Annotated in this window: 23 protein-coding genes and 5 pseudogenes; 14 read left to right on the top strand and 14 right to left on the bottom strand. The window is 68.7% G+C overall.

Annotation, left to right across the window (positions count from 1 at the left end; translation table 11 throughout):
* Window positions 1-451 precede the first annotated feature (451 nt).
* Together ABT245_RS39245 and ABT245_RS39235 are read left to right on the top strand one after the other, a co-directional pair.
* Window positions 452-1,189 (top strand): SDR family oxidoreductase, encoded by a 738-nt coding sequence (locus ABT245_RS39245; RefSeq protein WP_351743835.1) that lies wholly within the window; start codon window positions 452-454, stop codon window positions 1,187-1,189.
* A 445-nt stretch (window positions 1,190-1,634) separates the two neighbouring features.
* The gene (locus tag ABT245_RS39235; protein WP_351743830.1) at window positions 1,635-4,016 is read left to right on the top strand and encodes a GDSL-type esterase/lipase family protein; all 2,382 of its coding nucleotides are present in this window, start codon (window positions 1,635-1,637) and stop codon (window positions 4,014-4,016) included.
* A 226-nt stretch (window positions 4,017-4,242) separates the two neighbouring features.
* On the opposite strand, the gene ABT245_RS39230 is transcribed toward ABT245_RS39235, so the two are convergent.
* The 5 genes and pseudogenes from ABT245_RS39230 to ABT245_RS39210 form a co-directional block, all read right to left on the bottom strand.
* Window positions 4,243-4,542: a hypothetical protein gene (locus tag ABT245_RS39230; protein ID WP_351743828.1), complete on the bottom strand. Its 300-nt coding sequence runs from the start codon at window positions 4,540-4,542 to the stop codon at window positions 4,243-4,245.
* A gap of 465 nt (window positions 4,543-5,007) precedes the next feature.
* Window positions 5,008-5,334 carry a DUF1048 domain-containing protein gene (locus tag ABT245_RS39225; RefSeq protein WP_351743825.1) on the bottom strand — a complete coding sequence of 109 codons (327 nt, stop codon included), beginning with the start codon at window positions 5,332-5,334 and terminating at the stop codon, window positions 5,008-5,010.
* Window position 5,335: 1 nt separating this feature from the next.
* Window positions 5,336-5,692, bottom strand: coding sequence for a DUF1048 domain-containing protein (locus tag ABT245_RS39220; RefSeq protein ID WP_351743823.1), 357 nt, complete (start codon window positions 5,690-5,692; stop codon window positions 5,336-5,338).
* Window positions 5,689-6,015, bottom strand: coding sequence for a PadR family transcriptional regulator (locus ABT245_RS39215; RefSeq protein ID WP_351743820.1), 327 nt, complete (start codon window positions 6,013-6,015; stop codon window positions 5,689-5,691). The genes ABT245_RS39220 and ABT245_RS39215 overlap by 4 nt, the downstream gene beginning before the upstream one ends.
* A gap of 341 nt (window positions 6,016-6,356) precedes the next feature.
* Window positions 6,357-6,518: pseudogene (locus tag ABT245_RS39210) on the bottom strand (MFS transporter); the annotation flags it as partial.
* Window positions 6,519-6,660: 142 nt separating this feature from the next.
* Here ABT245_RS39210 and ABT245_RS39205 point away from each other — a divergent pair.
* A complete protein-coding gene (locus ABT245_RS39205) occupies window positions 6,661-7,596 on the top strand; it encodes a LysR family transcriptional regulator (protein WP_351743817.1) in 936 nt (311 codons plus the stop codon).
* Between the two features lie 43 nt (window positions 7,597-7,639).
* Here the strand turns inward: ABT245_RS39205 and ABT245_RS39200 are convergent.
* Window positions 7,640-7,839: pseudogene (locus ABT245_RS39200) on the bottom strand (site-specific integrase); the annotation flags it as partial.
* 573 nt (window positions 7,840-8,412) lie between these two features.
* Between ABT245_RS39200 and ABT245_RS39195 the strand changes: the two are divergent.
* The 4 genes and pseudogenes from ABT245_RS39195 to ABT245_RS39185 all read left to right on the top strand — a co-directional run bounded on the left by ABT245_RS39195 (window position 8,413) and on the right by ABT245_RS39185 (window position 9,998).
* On the top strand, window positions 8,413-9,354 hold the full coding sequence (locus ABT245_RS39195) for an aminoglycoside phosphotransferase family protein (RefSeq protein WP_351743814.1): 942 nt from the start codon (window positions 8,413-8,415) through the stop codon (window positions 9,352-9,354).
* A gap of 51 nt (window positions 9,355-9,405) precedes the next feature.
* A pseudogene (locus tag ABT245_RS39190) lies at window positions 9,406-9,516 on the top strand (site-specific integrase); the annotation flags it as partial.
* Window positions 9,485-9,595 carry a hypothetical protein gene (locus ABT245_RS46350; protein ID WP_502982275.1) on the top strand — a complete coding sequence of 37 codons (111 nt, stop codon included), beginning with the start codon at window positions 9,485-9,487 and terminating at the stop codon, window positions 9,593-9,595. The pseudogene ABT245_RS39190 and the gene ABT245_RS46350, both read left to right, overlap by 32 nt.
* A 4-nt stretch (window positions 9,596-9,599) precedes the next feature.
* Window positions 9,600-9,998 (top strand): hypothetical protein, encoded by a 399-nt coding sequence (locus ABT245_RS39185; RefSeq protein WP_502982274.1) that lies wholly within the window; start codon window positions 9,600-9,602, stop codon window positions 9,996-9,998.
* A 106-nt stretch (window positions 9,999-10,104) separates the two neighbouring features.
* Here ABT245_RS39185 and ABT245_RS39180 read toward each other — a convergent pair whose 3' ends face one another.
* Together ABT245_RS39180 and ABT245_RS39175 are read right to left on the bottom strand one after the other, a co-directional pair.
* Window positions 10,105-11,613, bottom strand: coding sequence for a glycoside hydrolase family 71/99 protein (locus ABT245_RS39180; RefSeq protein WP_351743809.1), 1,509 nt, complete (start codon window positions 11,611-11,613; stop codon window positions 10,105-10,107).
* 720 nt (window positions 11,614-12,333) lie between these two features.
* Window positions 12,334-13,380: a glycoside hydrolase family 113 protein gene (locus ABT245_RS39175; protein WP_351743807.1), complete on the bottom strand. Its 1,047-nt coding sequence runs from the start codon at window positions 13,378-13,380 to the stop codon at window positions 12,334-12,336.
* 75 nt (window positions 13,381-13,455) lie between these two features.
* Here ABT245_RS39175 and ABT245_RS39170 point away from each other — a divergent pair, with 75 nt between their 5' ends.
* The gene (locus ABT245_RS39170; RefSeq protein WP_351743804.1) at window positions 13,456-14,070 is read left to right on the top strand and encodes a TetR/AcrR family transcriptional regulator; all 615 of its coding nucleotides are present in this window, start codon (window positions 13,456-13,458) and stop codon (window positions 14,068-14,070) included.
* Between the two features lie 938 nt (window positions 14,071-15,008).
* Here ABT245_RS39170 and ABT245_RS39165 read toward each other — a convergent pair.
* Entirely contained in the window at window positions 15,009-15,368 is a 360-nt protein-coding gene (locus ABT245_RS39165) for an excisionase (RefSeq protein WP_351743801.1), read from the bottom strand.
* A gap of 68 nt (window positions 15,369-15,436) precedes the next feature.
* On the opposite strand from ABT245_RS39165, the gene ABT245_RS39160 reads away from it, so the two are divergent.
* Window positions 15,437-16,408 carry a Clp protease N-terminal domain-containing protein gene (locus tag ABT245_RS39160; RefSeq protein ID WP_351743799.1) on the top strand — a complete coding sequence of 324 codons (972 nt, stop codon included), beginning with the start codon at window positions 15,437-15,439 and terminating at the stop codon, window positions 16,406-16,408.
* A 55-nt stretch (window positions 16,409-16,463) separates the two neighbouring features.
* A pseudogene (locus ABT245_RS39155) lies at window positions 16,464-16,724 on the top strand (FAD-dependent monooxygenase); the annotation flags it as partial.
* 246 nt (window positions 16,725-16,970) lie between these two features.
* Here ABT245_RS39155 and ABT245_RS39150 read toward each other — a convergent pair.
* Together ABT245_RS39150 and ABT245_RS39145 are read right to left on the bottom strand one after the other, a co-directional pair.
* Window positions 16,971-17,705: a dienelactone hydrolase family protein gene (locus ABT245_RS39150; RefSeq protein ID WP_351743833.1), complete on the bottom strand. Its 735-nt coding sequence runs from the start codon at window positions 17,703-17,705 to the stop codon at window positions 16,971-16,973.
* A gap of 292 nt (window positions 17,706-17,997) precedes the next feature.
* Complete coding sequence (locus ABT245_RS39145) at window positions 17,998-18,657, bottom strand: type III effector protein (protein WP_351743797.1); 660 nt, start codon at window positions 18,655-18,657, stop codon at window positions 17,998-18,000.
* A 126-nt stretch (window positions 18,658-18,783) separates the two neighbouring features.
* Between ABT245_RS39145 and ABT245_RS39140 the strand changes: the two genes are divergently transcribed.
* From ABT245_RS39140 to ABT245_RS39130, 3 genes are all read left to right on the top strand, one after another.
* Entirely contained in the window at window positions 18,784-19,215 is a 432-nt protein-coding gene (locus tag ABT245_RS39140; protein WP_351743794.1) for an Hsp20/alpha crystallin family protein, read from the top strand.
* 107 nt (window positions 19,216-19,322) lie between these two features.
* Window positions 19,323-19,718, top strand: coding sequence for a DUF2267 domain-containing protein (locus ABT245_RS39135; protein ID WP_351743792.1), 396 nt, complete (start codon window positions 19,323-19,325; stop codon window positions 19,716-19,718).
* Between the two features lie 77 nt (window positions 19,719-19,795).
* Entirely contained in the window at window positions 19,796-20,230 is a 435-nt protein-coding gene (locus tag ABT245_RS39130) for a DUF2267 domain-containing protein (protein WP_502982273.1), read from the top strand.
* Between the two features lie 401 nt (window positions 20,231-20,631).
* Here ABT245_RS39130 and ABT245_RS39125 read toward each other — a convergent pair whose 3' ends face one another.
* The 3 genes and pseudogenes from ABT245_RS39125 to ABT245_RS39120 form a co-directional block, all read right to left on the bottom strand.
* Window positions 20,632-21,195 carry a dihydrofolate reductase family protein gene (locus tag ABT245_RS39125; protein WP_351743788.1) on the bottom strand — a complete coding sequence of 188 codons (564 nt, stop codon included), beginning with the start codon at window positions 21,193-21,195 and terminating at the stop codon, window positions 20,632-20,634.
* Between the two features lie 116 nt (window positions 21,196-21,311).
* A pseudogene (locus tag ABT245_RS46345) lies at window positions 21,312-21,410 on the bottom strand (IS5 family transposase); the annotation flags it as partial.
* Window positions 21,411-21,635: 225 nt separating this feature from the next.
* A complete protein-coding gene (locus ABT245_RS39120; protein WP_351743785.1) occupies window positions 21,636-22,505 on the bottom strand; it encodes a LysR family transcriptional regulator in 870 nt (289 codons plus the stop codon).
* Window positions 22,506-22,595: 90 nt separating this feature from the next.
* On the opposite strand from ABT245_RS39120, the gene ABT245_RS39115 reads away from it, so the two are divergent.
* A complete protein-coding gene (locus ABT245_RS39115; RefSeq protein WP_351743783.1) occupies window positions 22,596-23,312 on the top strand; it encodes an SDR family oxidoreductase in 717 nt (238 codons plus the stop codon).
* Window positions 23,313-23,552 lie beyond the last annotated feature (240 nt).

The following is a 23,552-nucleotide window of genomic DNA, read 5'->3' as shown; positions in this document are numbered from 1 at the left end:
ACCCGCGCAGGTAGCAGTCACCCTTCGCCCGCTGATCCCGCCGCGGCACCGAAGCGAACACATCCGCCACGAACCCGGCTAACTCCGACCGGAGACCCTCCACTTGCCGCATGTCCATCCACCCACCGTGCCTCCGGACGAACACAACCGGCAAATGACACCTAACGGAGCCCTACTAGTGCTGCGACCGGAAAGGTTCACCGGCTCGCGACGCCCGGCACGGCACTCCCCCAGCCTTCGGCCGGGAGGCGCCCCCACGCCGCGTTGTCGCATCACCCGAGTACATCCAGTACGCGGGCGATGCTCCGCCTTGCGATGCACCGCACCGGACGCCGCGAGCTTTCCGGCAAACCTTTCCGGCCACAGCACTAGCGGCGGCGGACGACGATCGATACCGCTCGGGTATCGCTGCATGACCGAGACGGTGTTGGTGCCCGGCCGCGGCACCGGCATGCTCGCTGTCATGAGCGAGAAGACGATCGCGCTGGTCACCGGCGCGAACAAGGGAATCGGTTACGAGATCGCGGCCGGACTGGGCGCGCGGGGCTGGAGTGTCGGTGTCGGCGCCCGGGATGAACAGCGCCGGGAAGACGCCGTGGCGAAGCTGCGCGCGACTGGTGCCGACGCCTTCGGTGTCCCCCTGGATGTGACCGACGACGAGAGTGTGACCGCCGCGGTCCGACTGATCGAGGAAAAAGCCGGACGGCTCGACGTACTGGTCAACAACGCCGGCGTGGCCGGCGGCTGGCCGGAAGAGCCCACGTCCATCGACCTCGAGACCGTGCGGCGGCTGGTGGAGACCAACGTCATCGGCGTCATCCGGATCACCAACGCGATGCTGCCGCTGCTGCGTCGTTCGGCCCATCCGCGGATCGTCAACCAGTCCAGCCACGTCGGCTCCCTGACCCTGCAGACCACGCCCGGCGTCGACCTCGGAGGAATCAGCGGGGCCTACGCGCCGACGAAGACCTACCTCAACGCCGTCACCATCCAGTACGCCAAGGAACTGAGCGGCACCAACATCCTGATCAACAACGCCTGCCCCGGTTACGTGGCCACCGACCTCAACGGATTCAACGGAACCCGGACCCCCGAGCAGGGCGCGGCGGTCGCCATCCGGCTGGCGACCCTGCCGGACGACGGCCCGACCGGCCAGCTGTTCGACGACAACGGCGTCGTGCCCTGGTGACCTGACCTTGGATGCGCTCCTCGTCGGCCACACCGCGACCACCCGTCGGCCCCCGCGCACCCTGTGAGTCCACCGCTTCGAGTTCCAGGCAGACGAGTCCGTAGGCGGTGGCGCGAATGCCGGGGCGGCCGTAGCCGTCCAGGTGCATGCCGAGGAGCCCCTGAGCACCCGGTTTCCGGGCGAGTCCGCGGATGTCCGGTACCGCGTCGTGGAGGACTCAGCCCCCTTACGAACGCGATCCCCGCAAGCTGCCTGGGCTTCCTCGTACTCGCCGCCGCCCTGTCCTGGTGCAGGCGCCTTGTCCCTCTCACCGGGGACACGGTCGAAAGAACCCAAGCCGCCCAGGTGGGTTCGCCTTCACTCCGTGGTGGCCGAGTGTTGGCAGGGGATACACGCCGATCTTGACTGGGGTGGGGATCTTCAACTCCCGGACACGGAGGTAGGCGTGAACAAGCGAAGAACGACCGGCTGGGTGGCCATGGCCATATCGATCGTGGTGGCCCTGTTGCTGGGTCTGGCATCCCCGGTGACAGCGGCCGACGGAGACATCACCCTCACCCTCAACGCCTCGGACCTCGGCGCGGATCCCGCCCTCTTGCGGGACATGGTGCCGGAGATGCAGGCGGACATCAGGGAGCACGGCGGACTCGGCAACGCGGTCAAACACGCGCTCGCGGACAGCGAGGTGAACACCACCGTCGACACCTCGGAGTGGCCGAATTTCCAGGGCACGGTGGACGTGACCTCCGACGGCGGCGGCCTGGCCATCACCGTCCCGAAGGGGGAGGTCACCACCGCCGGCTTCTGGACGGGCATCGCCGCCTCACTGATCGGCTACGCCGCAGGGTACGGCCTCAGGGTGGTGTGCATCTCGGGTCTGACCGCCACCGGGGTGGGCGCAGCGACTATTCCGCTGATCTGCACCCCCCTCCAAGGCGCTGTCACCGGCATGGTGACGGCGATCGTGGCGCACGGGTTCGCCAAAGACCTGGGCTCCCCCGAGTCGATCAGGGACATCATCATCGGTGGGCTGATCGGACTCTCCATCGGCGTCCTGTGGGAGAAGTATTTCGCCCCCTGGGCGAAGACCCATATCGCCGAGGCCTTCAAGAAGATCGGTACCTGGATCAGGTCCAAGGTGCCGTGGGTCGAATCCTGGCTCGGAAGTGGGGCCGCAGAAGAGGCAGACCGTGTCGGCCACGAGCTCCAGGAACTGGAAGAACTCCTCAACGAAGCGATGAGGGACTGGGGCGGGCTGCGTACCCAGGTGCGGCTGATGCCCCTGGGAGACTCGATCACCTACGGCGTGGAGAGTTCGGATGGGAACGGCTACCGCGACGAGTTGTACGCCTACCTCAAGGCCGGCGCGCCCAGTGTTGACTTCGTCGGGTCGGTGACGGCCGGCTCGATGAGTGACCGCGACAACGAGGGTCACCCGGGCAAGCGGATCGACGAGATCACGGCCTTCGCCTCTTGCAGCGTGCCGCGGTATCAGCCGAATGTGGTCACGCTGCACGCCGGCACCAATGACATGAACCAGGACTACGACCTGCCGACCGCGCCGACCCGGCTCAAGAAGCTGATCAACCAGGTGCTGACGGACTCACCACGTGCCACGGTACTGGTCGCCAAGCTCATCCCGACCGGCAAAGCCGGGCTACAGCCGCGCATCGACGCATTCAACGCGGCGCTGCCCGACGTGGTGAGGGACCTGCAGAGCGAGGGCAAGCATGTCCTTCTGGTGGACATGAGCCGGGTGCTGGTCAGCGATGGGCTGGAGACCGACGCACACCCCACGGACGCGGGGTACGCCAAGATGGCCGACGCCTGGTACGGCGCTGTACGGCAGGCGGACTCCAAGGGCTGGATCCAGGCCCCGCTGCCCGAGCAGCCGGCCACCGGCTGTGACCCGGCGGACTCTCCGGTCGGCGGCACCGACCCGGGGGACTCCCCCATCGGCTCCGGCGAAACGGCTCTCGGTGCGGGATGGCGCGCGCTGGGTGTGATTGCGCCCGGATACGGCACCAGGGTGGGCCGCACGGTCATCGCCGAGCTCAATGGCGACAAGCGGGCCGACTACGTCCAGATCGCCGCGGACGGCGGCTTCCGCGCATCGGTGAACACCGTCGGCACCCCGGGGCAACCCCACTGGGTGGACGTGGGCAGCTACACGCCGGCAAACGACTCGACCCCGAAGACCGATGTCAATGGGGATGAGGTGCGGTTCGCCGACCTCAACGGGGACGGACGCGACGACTATCTTCTGGTCAGTTCCAGCAGCAAGGTGTCGGCCTACCTCAACTTCCCGGGGCCGGACAACAAGCCTGAATTCCGGTACTGGGGGACCGTGTTCAGCGAGGAGTCGTTCAGCCGGGACAACCTCCGATTCGCGGACGTCACCGGAGACGGGCGCGCCGACGTCCTGCGGGTCGGCGCGGAAGGCGCGGTCCATGTGTACGTAAACATGTGGGACCCCAACGGCACACAACTGGGTGACAGGCCACAGCCTCCGGACTGGCGACTGTGGCTCAACTGGGCCGGCGGCACCCGGGGTTCGTCTCTGGAAGCCGTCCGCTTCGCCGACGGCGATGGTGATGGCCGTGCCGACTACCTCCAGGTCGGTGGAGACGGCTCGGTGCACGCCTTCCTCAACCGAGGTGGCGGCGGCAACGGCAGCTTCGAGGCCCGCTACAACTGGGCTTACGCGTCCAACTACCCCCGTCAGTATGTTCAGTTCGCCGACATCAGCGGTGACGGCAGAGCCGACTATCTGGTCGTCTACGACGGCGGCGCAGTCCGCGCCTGGCTGAACCGCGGCGGCAACTAGAAACTGTCCACGGACCACGGTCACGGTCCGGACAGTCGCTGCAAGAGCGAGTGCGGCCTGGCAGACGCCGGCAGTTTCGTCGGCGTCTGCCAGGCCGCAACGCTGCCGAGCCGATCGATCAGGTAGTTGGGGATCTGTCCGGACGACCAGCGTCGTGAACAGTCGCTGGGTCTCGTTCAGCCCGCGCCGGCAAGCGAACCCGAGGGTGCCCTTTGTCAGCAGAAGGTCAAGGACCAAGCGATTCGATCCAGGACGTGAAGTCCGCGGACACGACGTCGAAGTGCGCAGGCCGCAGATCGCCCAGACCGGAGGAGAACACGGCGGAGTCCGGGTCATCGGCACGCAGGAGGAATCCGCGGCCACCGCTGTCATCGCCGACGAGGAGGAAACCCGGTGCATACTGCGCGACTTCGTAAGTCGCGTTGCGTTCACCGATGTGCGCTGCCGAGTACACCGCGACACCGGACTCGGTGAGAAGGCCGTCCCGCACGCTCCACAGTGCCACCAGCGGAGCTGGAAGGCTCATCGCCGTCTCGGCCCGCGCCCGCATCACATCGGCCGGCGTTGCCGCCGCCCGCCTCGGAACCGACCCTGCCACCCTGCACCCCTCCGAACAGACTCCGGCCACCCTGAAAAGCAGCGGCACAGCCACCCCCGCCAGGACCGCTCCCAAGCAAACCACTACAACCGGCCGACGGCGGCCCAGACGACGGTGTCCGAGCGGGGCCAGGTGCTGATCGTGTCCGAGCGGGGCCAGGTGGTGATTCGTGCCGTCGGCGAGATCACGGGCCACGTCGGTGGCGTCGCCGCACCGCGAACAATCATGCAGCACATCAACTTCCTGAGCCAGGTCTCGCCGGCCTGCTCGACCACCTCGGTGGTCAGGATCTGCGGCAGCCTCTGGTGGCCGGTCGGCCGGCGCCTGTTCGCACTGCGCCGACGCGAACGAAGCGCACGGGCGGGCTGCGCCGCCGGCATGGTGCGGCGGGTGTTACTTCTCGGCCGTGCCGGGTTCCCCTTTAAGGGATTCCTGATAGACGTCCGCATAGGTGGGAGAGTCCTTCACCAAGTCGTCGCAGAACGCGGCGACATCGTTGCCGATGAGTTCCAAGACTCCCTTGCCCGCGGCGACGCCCTCCTCGAAGAAGTCGACGATCCCGGGAAGCAGGGGCCCATCAGGCAGGTCGACCGGTCCGACCTTGAACAGATACCTCTGCATCTCCTTGTAGACGATCTGGTAGTCCGGCGGGAGCGCCTTGACCCGAGCCACGTGCGCCCGCCACTGCTTCTTGCCCTCGATGATGTCTTGGATGCTCATGTCAGCCTCCCAGCCGGCTCAGTTTCCTTGCGACGTTCCTGTTCAACTGCTCGCGCCACCGGTCGCGATAAGTCCGGGCCCCTGCTCCGCCGGCCAGCGCCGTGCAAAAGCCTCGGACGTCGTCGCCGAGCACCTCATGGACGCCCTGCCCGTCCGCCGCTGATTCTTCGAGCAGCCCCAGGGCGGCGTCGAGGATCGGCATCAGGTTGCGGCCGGTGAAGCCCGCATAGGGGAAGAGATGGCCCTTGATCTGTTCCCACGCCGCCCGGTAGTCGTCCGGCAGGGCCTCGGCCCTGGCTTCGAACGCCTTCCATTCCCTGGTGAGATCGCTGCCCGTGATGGTCTCCCAGAAGTTCATCTCCCGCCCTCCTTGAGCTTGTCGATGCGTGATGAGACGTACTGCCATTTCGCCCAGAACTTCGCCAGTTCCTCGCGTCCGGCGTCGTTGAGCGCGTAGAACTTGCGCGGTGGGCCGACCCCGGATGGTCGTTTCGTCACCTGGACGAGTCCGTTTCTCTCCAGTCGCAGCAAGATGGTGTACACCGTCCCCTCGACGACGTCGGCGAAGCCGAGTTCGTTCAGCTGACGGGTGATGGCGTACCCGTAGGTTTCCTCGCTGGCGATGATTTCGAGCACGCACCCTTCGAGCGTGCCCTTCAGCATCTCCGTCAGGTCGTCCATCGCGGGTCCTCCCCAGCCCTGCCGGTACTGCGTACTACCGAGTACCACTATACGGTATCACCGAGTAGTGGAGGGCGACAGCATCTCCGGCGGAACGCCCGCGTCGGCAGCCTCGTCCGCGGACGCGGCGCGGTGACGATCCCGGCCTCGGTCGCGCGCGATCTCACGGGAGATGCGGATCCGCCCAGTCGCCTGACCAGTTGCCCGGCAGACTCGCCCACCGCGATACCGCGGGACGTCTCCTCGCGCACGCCGCTGGTCAGACGCCGCTCTGATCGCTGTTGCGGGGAGGGGCGCACGCAGCCGCTCCGACAGAGAAACCGGCGGACAAGGACCGCCTCCGGAGCCGGCGTCCAGGCCGCGGACACTTCGGCGGGTCCGGCACGCGGCACCAGTACGGCGATCAGCGGCAATGCCCCGAACCCCAGCCCTGACCCGTACGCGCGCACCGCATACGCCGCCCACAGCCAGCCGAACTGCCGGCCCAACGGTCTTCTGCCCATCGTGCTCAGCGCGCTCCCTTTGAAGTCCCACCCGAACAAACAGCTGTTGATCATCAGGAGCTAAGTGAGTAGGACAACAGCAGGTCAAACAACTGACCTGCCAGGCAGCCACAACTATTGGTTGTTCACTAAGGTGGTCGGCGTGGATCTCGAAGCAGTACGTACCTTCGTCGCCGTCGCGGAATCGGGCCAGTTCCAGAGGGCCGCCGTCGACCTGTCGATCACCCAGCAGGCCGTCTCCAAGCGCATCGCCGCGCTGGAGCGCAGTCTCGGCGTGCGGTTGTTCACCCGTGCCCCACGCGGCGCTGAACTCACCATCGACGGGCAGGCGTTCCTGCCCCACGCGCGCGAACTGCTGCGTGTCGCCGAGCGCACGGTCGCGTCCGTGCGCACCGACCGCCGTCCCCTGCGCGTCGACATGATCTCTTCACGCGGCGCGGCGTCGGGCCTGATGCGCGGCTTCCATCACGCGCACCCCGAGATCGACCTCGACGTGCTGATGCTGCTCGACATCGAGACGGCCGTCGCCGCCATTCGCTCCGGTGCGATCGACGCGTCCTTCCGTGCCGTCGCTGCGCCCGGCCGGCCCCTTCCCGAGGACATCGAGTCCGTCCGGGTGCTCGACGAGCCGCTCCAGCTCATGACCGGCCCCGCCCACGCGCTGGCGGGCGCCCGCTCGGTGACCCTCGCCCAGCTCGCCGGACACCGCATCTGGATGCCTGGCATCCACCCCGGCAGCGAATGGGCCGCCTACTACGACGACCTCGTCGCCGAGTTCGGCCTCACCATCGAGGCGACCGGCCCCAACTTCGGCTCCGACGCGCTCCTCGACACCATCGCCGACACCCCGGCCCTGGCCACCTTCATGAGCGAGCAGACCCGCCTCGTCTGGCCCGCCGACCACGGGCTGCGCCGCATCCCGGTGACCGACCCGACACCCGTCTACCCGCACTCACTCCTCTGGCACCGCGACAACCCCCACCCGGCACTGACCACGCTGCGGGCCCACCTCGCCGCCACAGCGGCCGCTCACGACGCGGCCGGGACCTGGACGCCGGACTGGGTGATTCCACGCTGAACGGCCGGCCGCCCGCGCGGCCTTCCCTTGCTGGCGCAGGCGGTCAACGGCGGGCGTCGCCGGGAGCGAGCAGGCTGGTCAGCTCGGAGATCGCCTCGGGGACGGCTTGAAGCAGCGGCGGACGTTCTCCGGCTCCTTGAGCCGGGACTTCGCCATCGGCATCAACAGCAAGGCCCCCTGTTCGCCGAGATGGGTCAGGGCGGAGTCACGGTACTCGTGCAGGTCCCAGCCCGTACCCGGCCCACTCAGGAGGATTGCGAGCAAGTCCAGCCGGTTTCTGTGGAGTTGGGACGCGCAGAAGTACGGCAGGACATGTGGCGTCAGCTTCTCGCCCACCCCGGAAGATGTGTCTTGGCCGCGTCCTTGAGCCCGCCGCGCAGGGCGCCGTCGCCCACCCGGCGCGAGGAGCCGTCGGCGTTCTTCCGCTCGGAGGGAGACAGCGGGGGCGCCTGGGCGGCTGTGGTCGTCGTCGAACTGGCCCCACACGTCCTCGACGAACCACCACAACGTTGCGGTCGGCGCCGTTGATCAATGGAACCTTCCGCGCCCGCGGGCCCGAGCCGCCGGCGCAGCCCCCTTGTCCATGGCCGGCTTGATCCGTCACCTGCGGTGACGTTCTCCGGCCGCTACGTGAAGCGGCCCCGTTGTCTATGGCAAGGGAGAAATGGTGTTTACCGTCGTGCAGCTTCCTGTCAGCCTCTGAAGTCGGCTGCACGGATGACTGGAGTCGGCGGCACCACTGACGGTGGATCCTCCGGTGTCCCGACAGCTCGATAATCCGTTGCCCCGGAAGATCGCCTGGGCGATCATCGCTGGATGGTTACGACTCCGCCCGACGGCCGCGCCGGAATCGACGCCGCTCTGGTGAAACGTCTGATCGCTGCGCAGTTCCCTCAGTGGAGCGGCATGCCTGTCACTCCGGTGGAGGTTGACGGCTGGGACAACCGCACCTTTCGCCTCGGCGACGACATGACAGCGCGCCTGCCCACCGCCCCCGGCTATGCCCCCGCAGTCGCCAAAGAGAACCATTGGCTGCCCCGGCTGGCGCCGTCGTTGCCCGTCGCGGTCCCACCGATCCTGGCGATGGGCACTCCGGGCGAGGGATACCCCTTCCCCTGGTCCGTTCGCGGCTGGCTGTCTGGTGAGAGGGCCGACCGAGGGCACATCGACGACGTATCGCAGTTCGCCGTCTCGGTAGCCGAGTTCATCCTCGCCCTCCAGCGCTGCGCCATCACTGGCGGCCCGCTCGCCGGAGAGCACAGCGGGTTCCGCGGGGTGTCGCCGGCTCACTATGACGATGATACCCGCCGCTGCCTGGTCACCCTCAAGGACCGTATCGACACCGGTCGGGCCGCCGCCGTTTGGGAAGCTGCCCTTGCCGCCCAGTGGCGTGGGGCACCGGTGTGGTTCCACGGCGACATCGCCGCCGGCAACTTGCTGGTGGCGAACGGGAGACTGACAGCTGTCATCGACTTCGGCACCTCGGGCATCGGCGACCCGGCCTGCGATCTGGCGATCGCGTGGGGGATGTTCTCCGGCGAGAGCAGGGAGGCGTTCCGACGCGCGGTCGGGCAGGACGACGACACCTGGGCCCGGGCCCGGGGCTGGGCACTGTGGAAATCCTTGCTGACCCTGACCGAGTGCATCGACACCGATCAGGAACAGGCCGCGGCCAGCCAGCGCGTGATCGGTGAAGTCCTGGCCGACCACGACCGCTTCGGCCGGACAAGGCCACTCGGTGGACAGGGCAGCCCATAGATCCCCCAGTCAGCCGACCAGTGATCATCCGGGTCGCCCTCGGCAACCCGAAACACGGCCCGCAACCACGGGATCGGGGTGGGCAAGACCGCTGAACGGCTTGGCGAGATACGGCCGCTGGTGTCGGTCGCTGACGACGAGATCGGCGAGGCCCAAGAAGTCCGCGAACGGGGGCGATGTCGGTGGTTGGGCAGGTGACCTGATGACGTTCTGGGCCGACTGGCGCAACTCCGAGGGCTGACCCTCTGCAGTTCGCCCACGCCAAGCTCGCCGTACCCGGGGTCAACTCGTCGTTCGGGTTCAACGACCTCATCGAGGATGCCGACGGGTGCCTCCTGGCCCGAGCCGTGAGTGGCGGCAAGACCATCGTCGATGCCGTGAAGGACCACTACAACGGTGGCGGCGGCCTCAAGCGTTTCAACGACTACTTCACCAACCGGTGGGGCAACGCCACCGACTGCAAGGCCTCCGCGCACAACGCCCTGACTGCGGCGGCCCTGGCGGCGATCGCAAAGGTGCGGGCGCGGGTGCGCCGGCACGTGTGGAGTCTGCTGCATCCGCGGCCGGGCGGCTTCCCGTGGCTGACGGTGGCGGGCGGATTGAAGGCGCGTTCTTCGTTGAAGAGAGTCCGCTTCTGTGGCTGAAACGCATGCGGTACCGACCCCGCCTCGTCGAGGGTCTCATCGCCAAGACCGGACTCGACCTCCAACCCGCCATGCCCTCAGCCGTCAAAGATCTCCAGAAGGCCGCTCACTTCGGTGTTCCGACACAGGTTCGAGGTACCTTCGCGATGGCGTCGAGACGTAGTGGCCTGCCCGCCTTCTTGATTTCGAACAGCGTCGGGCATATCCAGCCGCCTTCATCGAATTCATTCCAGGCGTAGATGAGGACCGTGTTGGCCGGCGCACTGTCTGGATGAGCGTTGTTCCAACTCACGGCCCGTCGTAGGTGTGTTGCGATTTCCTTGGGCGTCGCCTGCTGTGTCCACTCGTCCTTGAACCCCGTGTAATTGGGTTCCCAGGAAAGCGGGTAGTCATACCGTGGACGCTTGTCCCAACCTGTCGAAACGGTCGGGATGACATCTCCTGCCGCAGTGGCGTACTGATCCCACAGGCTGCTTTCCGCGTCGGCGAGGTTAGAATACGGCTGGCCATTTTGCTCTCCAGTCGCATAGCGGCTCACCGCATCGGCGCCCGAGGCGGTCTTGACACTGGCTGCGCTCTGCGCGGTCCACGCCATGGCCACGATGTACGGATCAGGCAGCCCGGCCTGTGAACAAGCGGCCCTCATCTTTGTGACCCAGTCCGCCGTGGCAGTGGTGAAGAAGTACACGAGTGGCCGGCCGCCGAGCACTCGCTGGTAGTTCGGTTCACTGAACTGCGCCACGAGGCGTGGAAGATTCGTGGCATAGCTGCCGGTGAAGTTGCCATCCAATATGGCGCACCAGTTGACATCGTTCCTGTGTTCACTGGAAAGGTACAGATCTCTGGCTCGCGCCAGCGGTTGCTGCGGATAATAAACGAAAGCCCAGTAGTCGATTCCGGCCTTCTTGGCGTATCGGATCTCCTGATCCATGACGCCCTGGAGCGTCGCATCGCTGTTGACCGACTCGGTCACCCGTACGCTGACGTCGTCGATGTAGAGGTCGCAAGGCGATCCCTCACTGGTGCCGAAGACGAGAGTGTCGAGCACTGTCGTGGAACTGCGGAACGCCGCATTGCGCACCTTCCGTATTCCGTCCACGAAGATATCGACAAATGGTGCGGCACCTTCGGGCGGCGCGGGATCGATGATGATCTTGATCGAATACCACTTGTCGTCCTCGATGGCTTGGACAACCTTCCAAGTGCCGTCAGACGCGCGATAGACAAGTTCCTTGGTGCCGGTGTCGCCTCGGGTCGCCAGGTCGACGGCGACAGACGAACCGCCGCTCAGGCTGGCGAGGGCCCCCTTGCCGGCGTTTGTCTCCTTCCACTGCCACTGCACGGTGACGGCACGTTTCTGCGCGGAGAACGCGTGGGCCATCGTCGCCGTTGACTCGGCGGAGCTTCGCAGACGCGCGGACTTGCCCGTTCTGCCGGACACCTCAACGACCGACGCTTCGCTACCCGGAGGGGCCGATACGTCCCAACCGGCAGGAGCCGCACCGGTCGTTCCCCTGTCAAAGCTCTGGTCGATCAGCACCGGCCGCGGAACCGTGATGTCGGCATAGAACGGCAGCCGGAAGTGGTACTTGTCCGGGGACAGCGTGCGGTTCACGCCGCTCCCGTAGTGAGAATCTCGGCCCACCCAGGCGTCCCAGCGAATCGCCCCGACCAGGGTCCTGGTGGCATTCGGCCCTCGCCCGGCAGCCATGGCTCTGGCCGGCACGGAGAGGCCGAGGGCGGCTCCACCCGACACCGCGGTCGCCACCCTGAGGATGTCCCGACGACTTGGCTTACCAGCAGGAGTGGAATGTGAAGTACTTTCTGTCATCGTGGATCCTCCTGGGATCTGAGATGTGCCCTACGCTCTCTTCCGCCGAGCCTGGAAGTCGGCAAATTCATGTCCGTGCCCATCGCCGGCGGCCTGTCCGCAAACCCGCGGCAGGACCATATCCCTCGCTGGAAAGATTGCTTCCAGCATCATGTTGGGTAGTTTCTGGACAATCTTGCCGACCGTCGATCATGGCGGTGGCTCAGCGGGCGTTGCCACCGGGCGTCAGCGGGGCGTCGCGGAAGGCACAGTCGTTGGCCCGGAGGCAGAGCGGCGGCGTGCGGCCGGTGGACGCCAACTCCGAGGCAGGTCACGGCAGTCGTTGTGGTCGGCGAAGCTCTGTGCGCGCAGCCCGGCAGCGCTGGTTGAACGGCACCGAAGCGGGCCGGCACTGCTCCCGTGTGCGGCCCCGTCGATCGATGTGGCCGACCGGCGGAGGCTGCTCGTCGCCGACCGGCGGAGGCTGCTCCGTGGGCTGTGCGGTACAGGGCCGGCACCTGAGGTTCAGGCTCGGGCAGCCTGCTTGCGGGCCTGGCCGAACGCGGCCATGACGTGAAAGGCGGCCTTGGGCTCCCACCCCAGCTCCGCATACGTTCCTTCCGCCGCGCCGGGCGGCAGGACCCTGACCACGCCGAAGCTGGCCGCGTCGAAGTCACGCTCAGGGTCATGGAGGTCTGTGGTCGCCAGGTCCCAGCGGGCGAAGGTGTAGACGAACGCGGCGTCCACGTCGGCCGCGTCATAGAGGTCGAGCATCTCCCGGAGGTAGGAGGCCTGCTCCTGCTCGTCGCGTACCGTCCCGGCGGCCATCTTCACCGGCCGTGCGTTCTGGCCCCACTCGATGACGGAGTCCCCCCGTCCGCCGAGTTCGAAGGCGCCACGGAAGGTCCCACAGCCGAATTCGGTGACGCCGAGCGGCTTGCCCTGCGCCACCTGCGCGCGCAGCGCGTCAGGAAAGGTGTCGGCGTTGGTCGCGTCGCGGTAGCCGGCATCGGTCGCCGCGATGTCGAACGGCGTCCAGTCGACGCCTTCGAAGGCGAGGGACGCGTAGCCGACCGGACCGCCGAACCGAGCGCGGACCTCGGTGACGACTCGGGCGAGGAACGCATTGAGTGCGGTGTGCATCTGTGGGAGCAGGGCGCGGAACGCGGGTGGGTCGGCGAGGTGTGCCGACCGTTCCTGCAATGTGTCGCCGGGCAGGAAGCCGTCGGTGAACAAGGTGATCTCGGAGCCCGTGAGGAAGACCACGCGCGCGCCGCTCAACCGCAGGCACTCGGCGCGTTCGGCGGCGTCGAGCAGGCACGCCAGGAGCTGGTCCTGCGTCAGGCCGTTTGTGAAGGGCGAATACCAGACCTCCAGTCCGGCGTCGGCGGCGGCGCGCGCGGCGGACTCCAGGCGGTCGGCGTGGCCTCCTGTGATGCGGACCGCGTCGCAGTGCAAGTCCTCGCGGATCACCCTCATCTCACGCCGGACAATGTCCGCAAGGAACGGTTCGTGGGTCGTGGTCCCGCCGGAGGTGAAACCGGTGTCGTAGTTGATGCCGAAGGCGCGCATCGCTGCTCCCATCCGTCCGACCCGTGCCCCGCTTTAGGGTACGGAGAGTACCCTATTGGGGGAGAGAGGTCCACGATGGTGTCTGACCAGCAGCGGGGCACCGCGACCCGGCGTCGGGGTGCGGCGCTGGAGGACGCGATCCTCAAGGCGGCGGCCGAAGAACTGCGCACCGTCGGCTACACGGGCATGACGATGGACCGTGTCGCGCAGCGCGCGGCCACCAACAAGAACGCGATCTACCGGCGCTGGCCGTCCCGCCCGGCGCTGGGCATCGCGGCCTACCGCCACCTGGCCGACGCGCAGTTGCACATCCCGGACACCGGCACGCTGCGCGGCGACGCGCTGGCGCTCCTGCGTGCGGCGAACACGACCTGGTCGTCACCGCAGGGTGCCGTGTTGCGCGATCTGCTCGCGGCAGCCGCCGACGAGCCGGACCTGCTCACGCTGCTACGGGAACAGGCCGGGGGAAGCAGCACGGACGCCGCGTGGCTGACCCTGCTGGAGCGCGCCGCGGCCCGCGGCGAGGCGGCGTCCTCCGCGGTGCACCCGCGCGTCGCATCGGTCCCGATGATGCTGCTGCGCGGCGAATACGCCGTACGCGGTCTGCCCGAGGTCCCCGACGAGGTACTGACGGAGATCGTGGAAGAGATCCTCCTGCCCCTCGTACGCGGACGCGCAATCAAACCGTGAGACGACGCTCCCCCAGCCTCCGGCCAAAGCCCGGGCTGCTACGCCAACGGCCCGACGCCCACACCCCACTCGCCACCGGACACAGCGCCCAGCGGGCAGTCGCACCGCCGGCCCACTCCCCGATCACCACCGGGCCACCGGAACCGAACGGGAGCCGTACCCGATGCGCCGGCCCGGCGGCCGGGTCATAGCGACTCCCCCAGAGCGCGGGCCCGACGACGCGGCTCTACCCGAGCCACCGGCACCCCGGGGCCAGTCCACCTGGAGCTCGACCTGCGGGCGCAACCACGGCCTGCGGCATCTCCGGAACCTGACGTACGAAGCTCAATGCTCGCAGCGGGGACATGAAGTATCGGGACGCGCTGCCCCGGAACAAGAGCAGCCCCCCGCGAACGGCCCGCGCGCGGGTGGGTGAGTCCAGAGAGGCGCGGCCAGCCGAGACGAAACGACAACGGCCCCACGGTCAGTGTCAGTTGCGTGGCATTGCTTCAACGGAAGGTGTGCGGCAGCGGCGACGAGTGGTGAGGCGCCATGTCAGGCCCGCGCTGCCGGCGCCGGCCGATTCCCCGAGGGACGAGGTGATCGAACTCGACGGGCGGCCGCGGTACCCGAAGGAGGCGGTCGCGGGCAGCCCCACCGGGCAGCAGTTGCGGTCGCTCACGCCGGACGGGTTTTCCTCGGCGCGGACGGGCTGGGCGCCGGGCGTGGCCTTGTACGCCGACGCCGACACCGACGCCGGAGCAGGCGCAGCTGAAACACATGTTGCTTTGGGCGGCACGGGCCTCGGCTGTGCCCCGCTCACCACTCCCGGCTCGGTGCCGCCCCGCTCCCCCACCGGGTGCCGCCGGACCGGCCATACGCCCTGGTCGTGGACGAGCGGGCGGATCCGGCGACGATGGCACCGGCCCGGGCCAAGGGCACGGTGCTGCTCGTGCCGGTCACTTCCGTTCCAGCGCGGCCAGCCGCAGCTCAAGCTGGTCCACCCGGTGCCGTAGCAGGGTGACTTGGGCTTCCAGGCTGATTTCTCGCTCCGCTCTGCGCTGAATGCGCGGTGACGCGGCGGCGCGCTCGACCACCGCGTCCAGCCGGACCAGGCGCTGTGGCCCGTTCGGGCCGTCCACCAGCCGGGACTGGATCTCGCCGTTGCGGTACCAGGACCGTAGGGCCGAGCGGGAAACGCCGGTCTCGGCTTCCGCCTTGGCCAGCGTGACCCAGGGTGTCTCCTCCAGTTGCTCGAACAGCTCCAGCTCATTCCGCCAGCGCGCGAGCCGGTCCTCCCAGTCCGACGGTGTCTCCATCACACCCTCCCTTCAGCATGGTGACCCTATCAATAACAGTGTATTGACACGGTTGAGACCATGGAACCATGACTTTTGAAAGGTTCACGGTGAAGGCCCGGCAGGCGGTCGTCGCAGCCCAGGAGCAGGCGAGGCTGCTCAAGCACGACCACATCGGCACGGAGCACATCTTGTTGGGGCTACTGGATGTGCCGGACAGCAGGGCGGCGAACGTTCTGCACCAGCTCGGGTACGACAAGGAGACGGCACAGGTCGATATCGCCGCCGTGGTCAAGCCCGGCACGGAGGAGCTGACCGGCCATATCCCGTTCGCGCCGCGCGCGAAGAAGACACTGGAGCTCGCCCTGCGCGAGGCGCAGCAGCTGCACCACCACGACATCGGAACGGAACACATCCTGCTCGCCCTGGTCAGGGAAGGTGAGGGCGTCGGTGCGAAGGTGCTTGCCGAGCGGATCCGTCCGATCGGCAAGATCCGCGCCGCGGTGCTGGCATCGGTGGAGGGATCGCAGGATGTGACGGCCGGTCCGTGGCCGGCCGGCACAGCCGCCACCGAGGACACCATGTCCACCGCCGGCGCGCTGGCCGGTGGCGCACCGGTCGGCAGCCATCACCTGCTTGAGGCGATGCTGCGGGCGGAGAACAGCATGGCGGCCAGGGTGCTGCGCGACCTCGGGGTCGACCCGGACGCGGTCGCCGCCAAGATCGACGAACTGGATCCGGAGACGACCACGGACGCGAACCCGGAGGAAGTCGCCGCGCGCAGGATGGAGATCCGGCTGGTCGACGATGAGGTGCACCTGATCCTGCGGGACCCGACAACGGTCACGATCGCCAAGAAGGTCACCGAGCTGTCCGGCGGCCCGATCCAGGGCGTCGGGCCGGTGGCCGGCATGTTCGTCCCGCTCTGGCGGTCGACCAACCAGCTGCTGGGGCAGATCCAGCGCATGCTGGAACCGGAACCCGGCGAAGAGGACGGGTCCCCCGCGAGCAAGGTGGCCAAGGCCGTACGCACGGTCCTCGCACCCCGGCTGCGCCGGTGAACCGGCTAGTCAGCGGGCCGGAACCGGTCGGTAGGACGGGCGAGGAGGGGGCCTGGTGAGCGCGACCGTCACCATCGTGGGAGCCGGCTTGGGCGGCCTGGCCCTTGCCCGTGTGCTGCACGTGAACGGCATCGACGCCGTCGTGTACGAACGTGAGCCGTCGCGCGACGCGCGCGGTCAGGGCGGCATGCTTGATCTGGACTCCAGGACCGGGCAGCGGGCGATGCGGGAAGCCGGCCTGATCGATCAGTTCCACGCGATTGCCCGTCGTGAAGGCCAGGACCTACGTCTTCTCCAGCCGGACGGCACCCTGCTCAACGGCGACGGCCTCGCGTTCTTCCGACCTGGCTGAATGCAACCGAATACGACCGGACAACCGGCCGCCCGGCCACCGCGGTCACCCACGGTTCAGCAGTTCATGGCTTCGGGCGGCACGGGCCCCTGCCGAGAGGCTGGCAGGGGCCCGTGGTGGAAGGAGCCGAGGAGGGCCGGGAGCTGTCCCTGGATGGGCAGCATCCTGGCCGACACGGCTACCGTCCGCTGGTGGCCCGACGGCCCGGCGTCACTTCAGGTGTCGGGTGAAGAACTGGGCCGCGGCGTCCCCCGCGAACTGCGGGACGCCGGTGTGCCCGCCCATGTTGGCGTGCAGTGTCTTCTCCTTGGAGCCGAAGGCGTCGAACAGGTCCAGGGCCGCCTGCCGGTCGTTCCCTTCGTCGTCCCACTGCAGCAGGACGTGCAGAGGAATGGTGACCTGGCGGGCCTCCTCGAACATGGCGCGAGGGACGAAGCTCCCGGCGAACAGAACAGCGGCCGAGATGCGCGGCTCGACCACCGCCAGCCGGGTCCCGATGGAGATCACTCCCCCCGAGAACCCGACCGGGCCGCCGATCTCGGGCAGCGAAAGGAGGGCGTCCAGGGCGGCCTGCCATTCCGGGACCGCCTTGTCGACCAGGGGAAGAATAAGGGCGTCGATGATCTCGTCGGTGACCGGCTCGCCGGCCTCCATGGCCCGGCGCAGGTCGGCGCGGGCCTGCTCGGCGGCGGGCCAACGGGGCCGGTCGCCGCTTCCGGGCAGCTCGATGGTGGCGGTGGCGAAGCCGTCCGCCGCAGCGTGCCGGGCCCGGGCCACCAGCCGGAGGTACGCCTTGCGCAGCCCGAGAGGAGGGGGGCTGAGCAGGATCAGCGGCGCCGGTGCGGACGCGGATCTGGGCGTCCAGAGGATGCCGGGGATCTCGCCGAGGGTGAATTCGCGCTCCAGGACAGCGTCGTCGAGACGCTGTTCGGAAGTGAAGTGCATGGTCGTGCCTTTCGGGAGTGCCATGGAACGGCGCTCCCGGACGACCTATCGCCCGACCGTGACCCCGGAGGGGAGCACCCATGTCGATACGTTCACGGGTACCACCTCCTCGCTCTCTTGCACGGCCTCCGGAAACGTAGCAGTGGCTGCCGTGGTTTTGCCAACGGGTTTTGCGGACAGCCGCCCATGACCAGCGTGAGCGCCCTGAGCACCGGTCGCACCAGCCCTGTGACCGGCGACGTCATGTTGGCGGAGGCCCGTGGCTCCGATGCCGCCAGAGTGTGCGCATCGGTCAGTCCAAGGCGGCTATTGCGGTTTCGGCGGAGTTCGTGAGGGTGTCGAGTCGGGCGGCGAGGTCGGGGTGGACGGTCGCCAGATGGGGCCGGGTCGCGTTCAGGGGGCGGACGAGGGCGGTGGGATCGTCCTGGGCGAGTGCCTGATCGAGTTGGCTGACGGGGAGGCGGGCAGCGCCGGGCAGGTCGGTGAGGGCGGTGATCTGGCCGGCGATACGGCGCAGGTCGGCGGCGTTGCGGCGGGCCCAGCTGGACAGGGTGCGGTCGGCGGCGCGGCGTTCGCGGGTGGCCTGGACACGCTGTTCGCCGGTGCTTCCGGCGGGGCCGGGCCGGTTGCGCAGATAGCGGCGTTCGGCGGCCTGGCGGCTGGCGACGCCGAGCGGGTGGGCGAGGTCGGCCCAGCTGGCGCCGGCGCGGCGGGCCGTTTCGATCAGGCCGGTTTCCCAGCCGGCGAGCTGCTCACGCACCTGCCGCAGCAACAACAGGGAGGCGAGGGCCTGCTCCGGGCCCGGACCCGCTCTGCCGGGGGCACCGCCTGTCTCGTCCTGGGCGGCGCGCAAGGCGTGGTCGATGGCCTCCAGTGCCGCCGCGGCGGCGAGGAAGGAAACCGGGCTCTGAGCGTCGTCGCTGGAAGAGGCCGGGGGGCCGGCTGCCGTCATGGACACCTCCTCGGCATGTCGTCGATTCGATGACAGCAAGGGTTTGTCATCGACTGGATGACATGTTACAACGGTTCCGTGAGGCGCATTGGCACACACTGCCCGACCCTCTGGAGGTGTTTTCCAATGTTGATGCGCACCGATCCCTTCCGCGAACTCGACCGTCTGGCTCAGCAGTTGATGGGCCCGGGCACCTGGTCCCGGCCGTCCGCGATGGCCATGGACGCCTATCGCGAGGGTGACGAGTACGTGGTGGCCTTCGACCTGCCGGGGGTGAGCCCGGAGGCGATCGACATCGACGTCGAGCGGAACATGCTGACCGTCAAGGCCGAGCGCCGGCCCACGGCCAAATCCGACAACGTACAGATGGAGCTGTCGGAACGGCCGCTGGGCGTCTTCTCCCGGCAGCTCGTGCTGGCCGACACGCTGGACACCGAGAACATCAAGGCCGACTACGACGCCGGGGTGCTCACCCTGCGCATCCCGATCGCCGAGCGCGCCAAGCCCCGCAAGATCGCCATCGGCGGGGGATCCTCCCGCAAGGAGATCTCCGGCTGACCCGGGCGACAGCGGCCGGCCGACGGCGGAGGACGGGTACCTGATCTCCCCCTCACCCGTCCTCCGCCCCACCGGAGCAGAGAAACCGAAGAAGGGTGGCGGCCGACGTGACCCTGCGACGGGAAGCATTCCTCGGCCATGTGAAGGAACGCGGCGAGTACCCGAGTGAGCAGGAGGCAGAACGCGCAGCCCGCGTGGTTCTCGCCCTGCTGGGCGCACACCTGGTCGGCGAGGTACGCGCCCAGCTGGCGGCGCGCCTGCCGGAAGACTTCGCCCTGATCCTGCTCAACCCGCTGCAGGCCACCGAACCGCTGCCACCAGAGCGGTTCCTACGGGCGACCGCGGCCTGGATCGACGGGGCCACCGAGCAGACCGCGGCCTGGGACGTCAGCGCCGTCCTCAGCACGGTCGCCGACGCCGCCGGTGACGACCTCCTCAACCAGATCCTGCTCCAGCTCCCCGCGGGCTATGACCTGCTCTTCGGCCACCCCCGGCCCATCTGACCACTCCCCCACCCGGTGCCCTCGCCCCCGCCCCGCGGGGCGTCGGCACCAGCGACAGAAAGGCAAGCACCGCAGTGATGTCCGACCAGCGTGCACCGCTTGAGCACCTGCCCGCGATGACGTACGAGCAGATGCTGGAGAAGGTCCGCTACGAAGGCGCCTACCCCACCCGGGAACGCGCCGAGGAAGCCGTCCGCCTGGTCGTCGCGGGACTCGGACGCCAGCTGACCGGCGACGAACGCGTCGAACTGGCCGCCCGCCTGCCCCGTCAAGCCGCACGCATCCTCACCGAGCAGATCCCCGACACCCAGCCCCTGACCGGCTGGGCCTTCGTCAAGGACCTCGCCGCCCGCAGCGGCGCCACCCCGGCCACCACCCGCTGGGACACCGGTTCCGTTCTCGTCGCCGTCGCCGCGTCGGCCGGCCCCGAGCTGCTCACCCGTATCCTGCGCCGGCTCCCCTACGGCTACGCGCTTCTCTTCGGCCGCGCCGAACTCACCCCAGCCGCCTGAAGACGCCGAGGACGAAGAGGATCGGCAGCGCAGAGGGCCCGGCCGGCTTCGGGCCCGGACGCCTGCAACGCCGCAGACAAGCAGCAACGTGTCGTACTCGACGCCGCCGAGTCCACCGGGACGGACACGTGTGACAGGCAAAGCGTAGGGGGTTGTCCGCACTGCGCGGACAACCCCCCTACGATCGAGCGCCGGGCAGGCCTTGCACCTGCATCTCCCCGCAGGAAGCGGGACGTCTTTCCTTGGACCACCAACGCACCAGCGGCCGACCGGAGTTGAAGCGGCCTGACCAAGGTCGACTATACCCGACCGGACACACCGCTCATCACACTCACCGTCCGCTCCGGCGTTCCATGGTCAGCACAGGCTCGGACCATCGAGCGCACCGGATGAGACGAGGCTCAGCGTGCCACGCGGTAGCGGAGGTAGACGACTCGCGAGCTGAAGGTGCGGGTCTCGACGAGTTCGAGATCCGCCCGGCGCTCGTGCTGGGGAAAGAACGGAATGCCACCGCCGACCAGCACCGGGTAGACCCTGACCCGGTACTCGTCGATCAGACCCAGCGCGGCCGCCTCGGCGGCGAGAGTCGCCCCGCCGATCGCGATGCCGCCCTCTTCCGGCTCGGCTCGCAACCGCTCGATCTCCTCCGCCAGGCCGCCGGAAGCCAGGCGGGCATGGCCCTGCACCGCCGACAGCGTGGTGGAGAACACCACCTTGGGGAGCGGCTTCCAGAGCGCGGTCCACTCAAGCCTTGAGTCGTCGAGCGAGGGGTCCTGGTCGGCGGTCTCCCAGTACAGCATCGTCTCGTACAGCCGTCGTCCCAACAGGTGGGCGCCGACCGCTCGGATCTCGTCGATCCAGGAGCGAAAGATCTCCTCGTCGGGCCCCGTCCAGTCGAAGCCGCCGTCCGGCCCGACGATATAGCCGTCCAGTGAGACGTTCATCGAATAGGTCACGCTGCGCATCAGAGGTCCTCCTCGGTGACGGGTTCGACACTACGACCGCCGGACGCCGCAGGACTCATCGCGGCTCACGGGATCTGCTGGGCTGATCAAGGTGGTTCCTTCTGGGCCTGGCCGTCCCGGTGTGCCCCGGCGGCGTGCCGGTGGGCCCGGCAGCTCGTGGAGCCGGCGTTTACCGTGCGCCCGATGCGACCGCGCGCGTCGGCTCGCGCCTGGAGCGGTCCGCACTCGCCGCCGGATTCAGTCGATCAGCATCCGCTTCGACCTGGACGGGCATACGGGTCACCCGCCGTCGTCCGGGTCCTTCCCGTCACGGGAGCCGGCACCAGGCGCGGGGCCAGCTGGGCGGCGAGCGGCGCACCGAGCCGGTGTGGCAGTGCTGTCCCGGCATGCGGCAGCCGGACCGCCGGCGCACGCGGGCGCTACGACCGCGGTGTCTCGCGTCAGGAACGCAGCGCGGTGCCGTCGAGCCCGGCCGCTGAGCGGACAAGGGCGGCGACCGCCAGGGAGCGACTGGCCGGCGGCCATGCGATCACCGTGGTGACGTTCGGCGCGTCGACGACGGGTACCGCGATGTGTTCGGGCCACTGCCAGGCTCGGCTGGAGGCTGGGATGACGAGCAATGTCTTGCCGAGCGCCACGAGTTGGGCGAGCTTCGACTGGGTGCGCACCTCCGGTCCGGGCCCGTCCGGGTAGGACCCGTCGAGCCGGGGCCACCGGGCGATCGGCAGGTCCGGTACGTCGCGGACGTCCGCGAGCGTGAGCTGGTCGCGTGAGGCGAGCGGATGTCCCGCGGGAAGGATCGCGACCTGGCCCTCGACGCAGAGGTCTTCGGTGTCGAACCCGGCGAGATCGTCGAACGGGCGGTGCATGAGCGCCACATCGGCGTGCCCGTCGCGGAGCAGCCCGGCCTGCTCGCCCACCTCGCACAGGAGGACCTCGACCGGTGCCGCACCGGGCTCGCTCGCATGCGTGCCGAGGAGCCGTCGCAGCAGTTCGTGGGACGCCCCGGCCTTCGTCGCCAGCACCAGCGGCCGCTTCGGATCCCCGGCACGCCGTGTCCGGCGCGCGGCGGCCGCGACCGCGTCGAGGGCCGCTCCGGCCTCCCGAAGCAGCACCCGGCCGGCATCGGTGAGCGCCACACCACGACGGTCCCGGTCAAGGAGCGGGACACCGAGCCGCTGCTCCAGCCGGCTGATCGCACGCGACAGCGGCGGCTGTGCGATCCCGAGCCGATCGGCGGCGCGTCCGAAGTGCAGTTCCTCGGCGACGGCGACGAAGTACCGAAGCTCGCGGGTTTCGAGGTCGTCCACGCAAGCAGCTTACGGCTGATACCCGGCGAGTATCACAGCGGGCTGATCGGGTATTGGACGCCACATGCGCGGCTCGCCGAGCATGACCGAGTGAACGACACGAAGACCGCGCTGGTCACCGGCGCGAACAAGGGAATCGGTTTCGCCATCGCACAGGGTCTCGGGGCGATCGGCTTCACGGTCGCGGTGGGGGCTCGCGACGACGCCAGGCGTGAGGAGGCCGTCGAGCGCCTGCGTGGTACAGGCGTCGACGCGTTCGGGGTCGCCCTCGATGTCACCTCGGACGACAGCGTCGCCGCCGCGGCGGCGACGATCGAGCAGACGGCAGGACGGCTCGACGTGCTCGTCAACAACGCGGGCATCTCCGGCCGGTTCGACGGCGGCGCGCAGGATCCGACGACGCTCGACCTGGACGTCGTCCGCACCGTCCTCGACACCAATGTGTTCGGGGTCGTCCGGGTGACGAACGCGATGCTCCCGCTGCTCAGCCGCGCCGCCTCGCCGCGCATCGTCAACATGTCGACCAACATGGGCTCACTGACGCTGCAGACCGGCCCGATCATGGGCGCGTACGCACCGTCGAAGTCCATGCTCAACAGCATCACGGCACAGTACGCCCGTCGATTCGCCGATACGGACATCATCGTGAACGCCGCCTGCCCCGGCTATGTGGCGACCGACTTCACGGGCTTCAACGCGCCACGCACACCCGAGCAGGGCGCCGCCATCGCCATCCGGCTGGCCACCCTGCCGGACGACGGACCGCGCGGCGGTTTCTTCGACGACGAGGGCGTCGTCCCCTGGTGACCCCGGACGGGCGGGAGCGTTTTGCGGCTCGGTCGACGGCGGCGGCAACGGCCCGGTGCCGCGCGCTCTGCGAGGTCACTGGGCCGTTGTGAACCCGGGGTGTCCGTCCGGGCGTTGATGGCCGTTGAGCACGTGGAGCCGGGCCGGCGGGAGCGGCGGTTCCGGGGGCGGCCGCGGCCCGCTCTCCAGCCGGGAGAGCGGGCCGCGGAAGGCTGGTCCGGGCCGCCGGTCCCGGCCGCC

It is taken from the genome of Streptomyces sp. NPDC001508 (genome assembly GCF_040298665.1).
Taxonomy (GTDB): domain Bacteria; phylum Actinomycetota; class Actinomycetes; order Streptomycetales; family Streptomycetaceae; genus Streptomyces.
The sequence above is the reverse complement of the archived record's forward strand: the minus strand, read 5'-3'. Positions and strand labels throughout refer to the sequence as shown.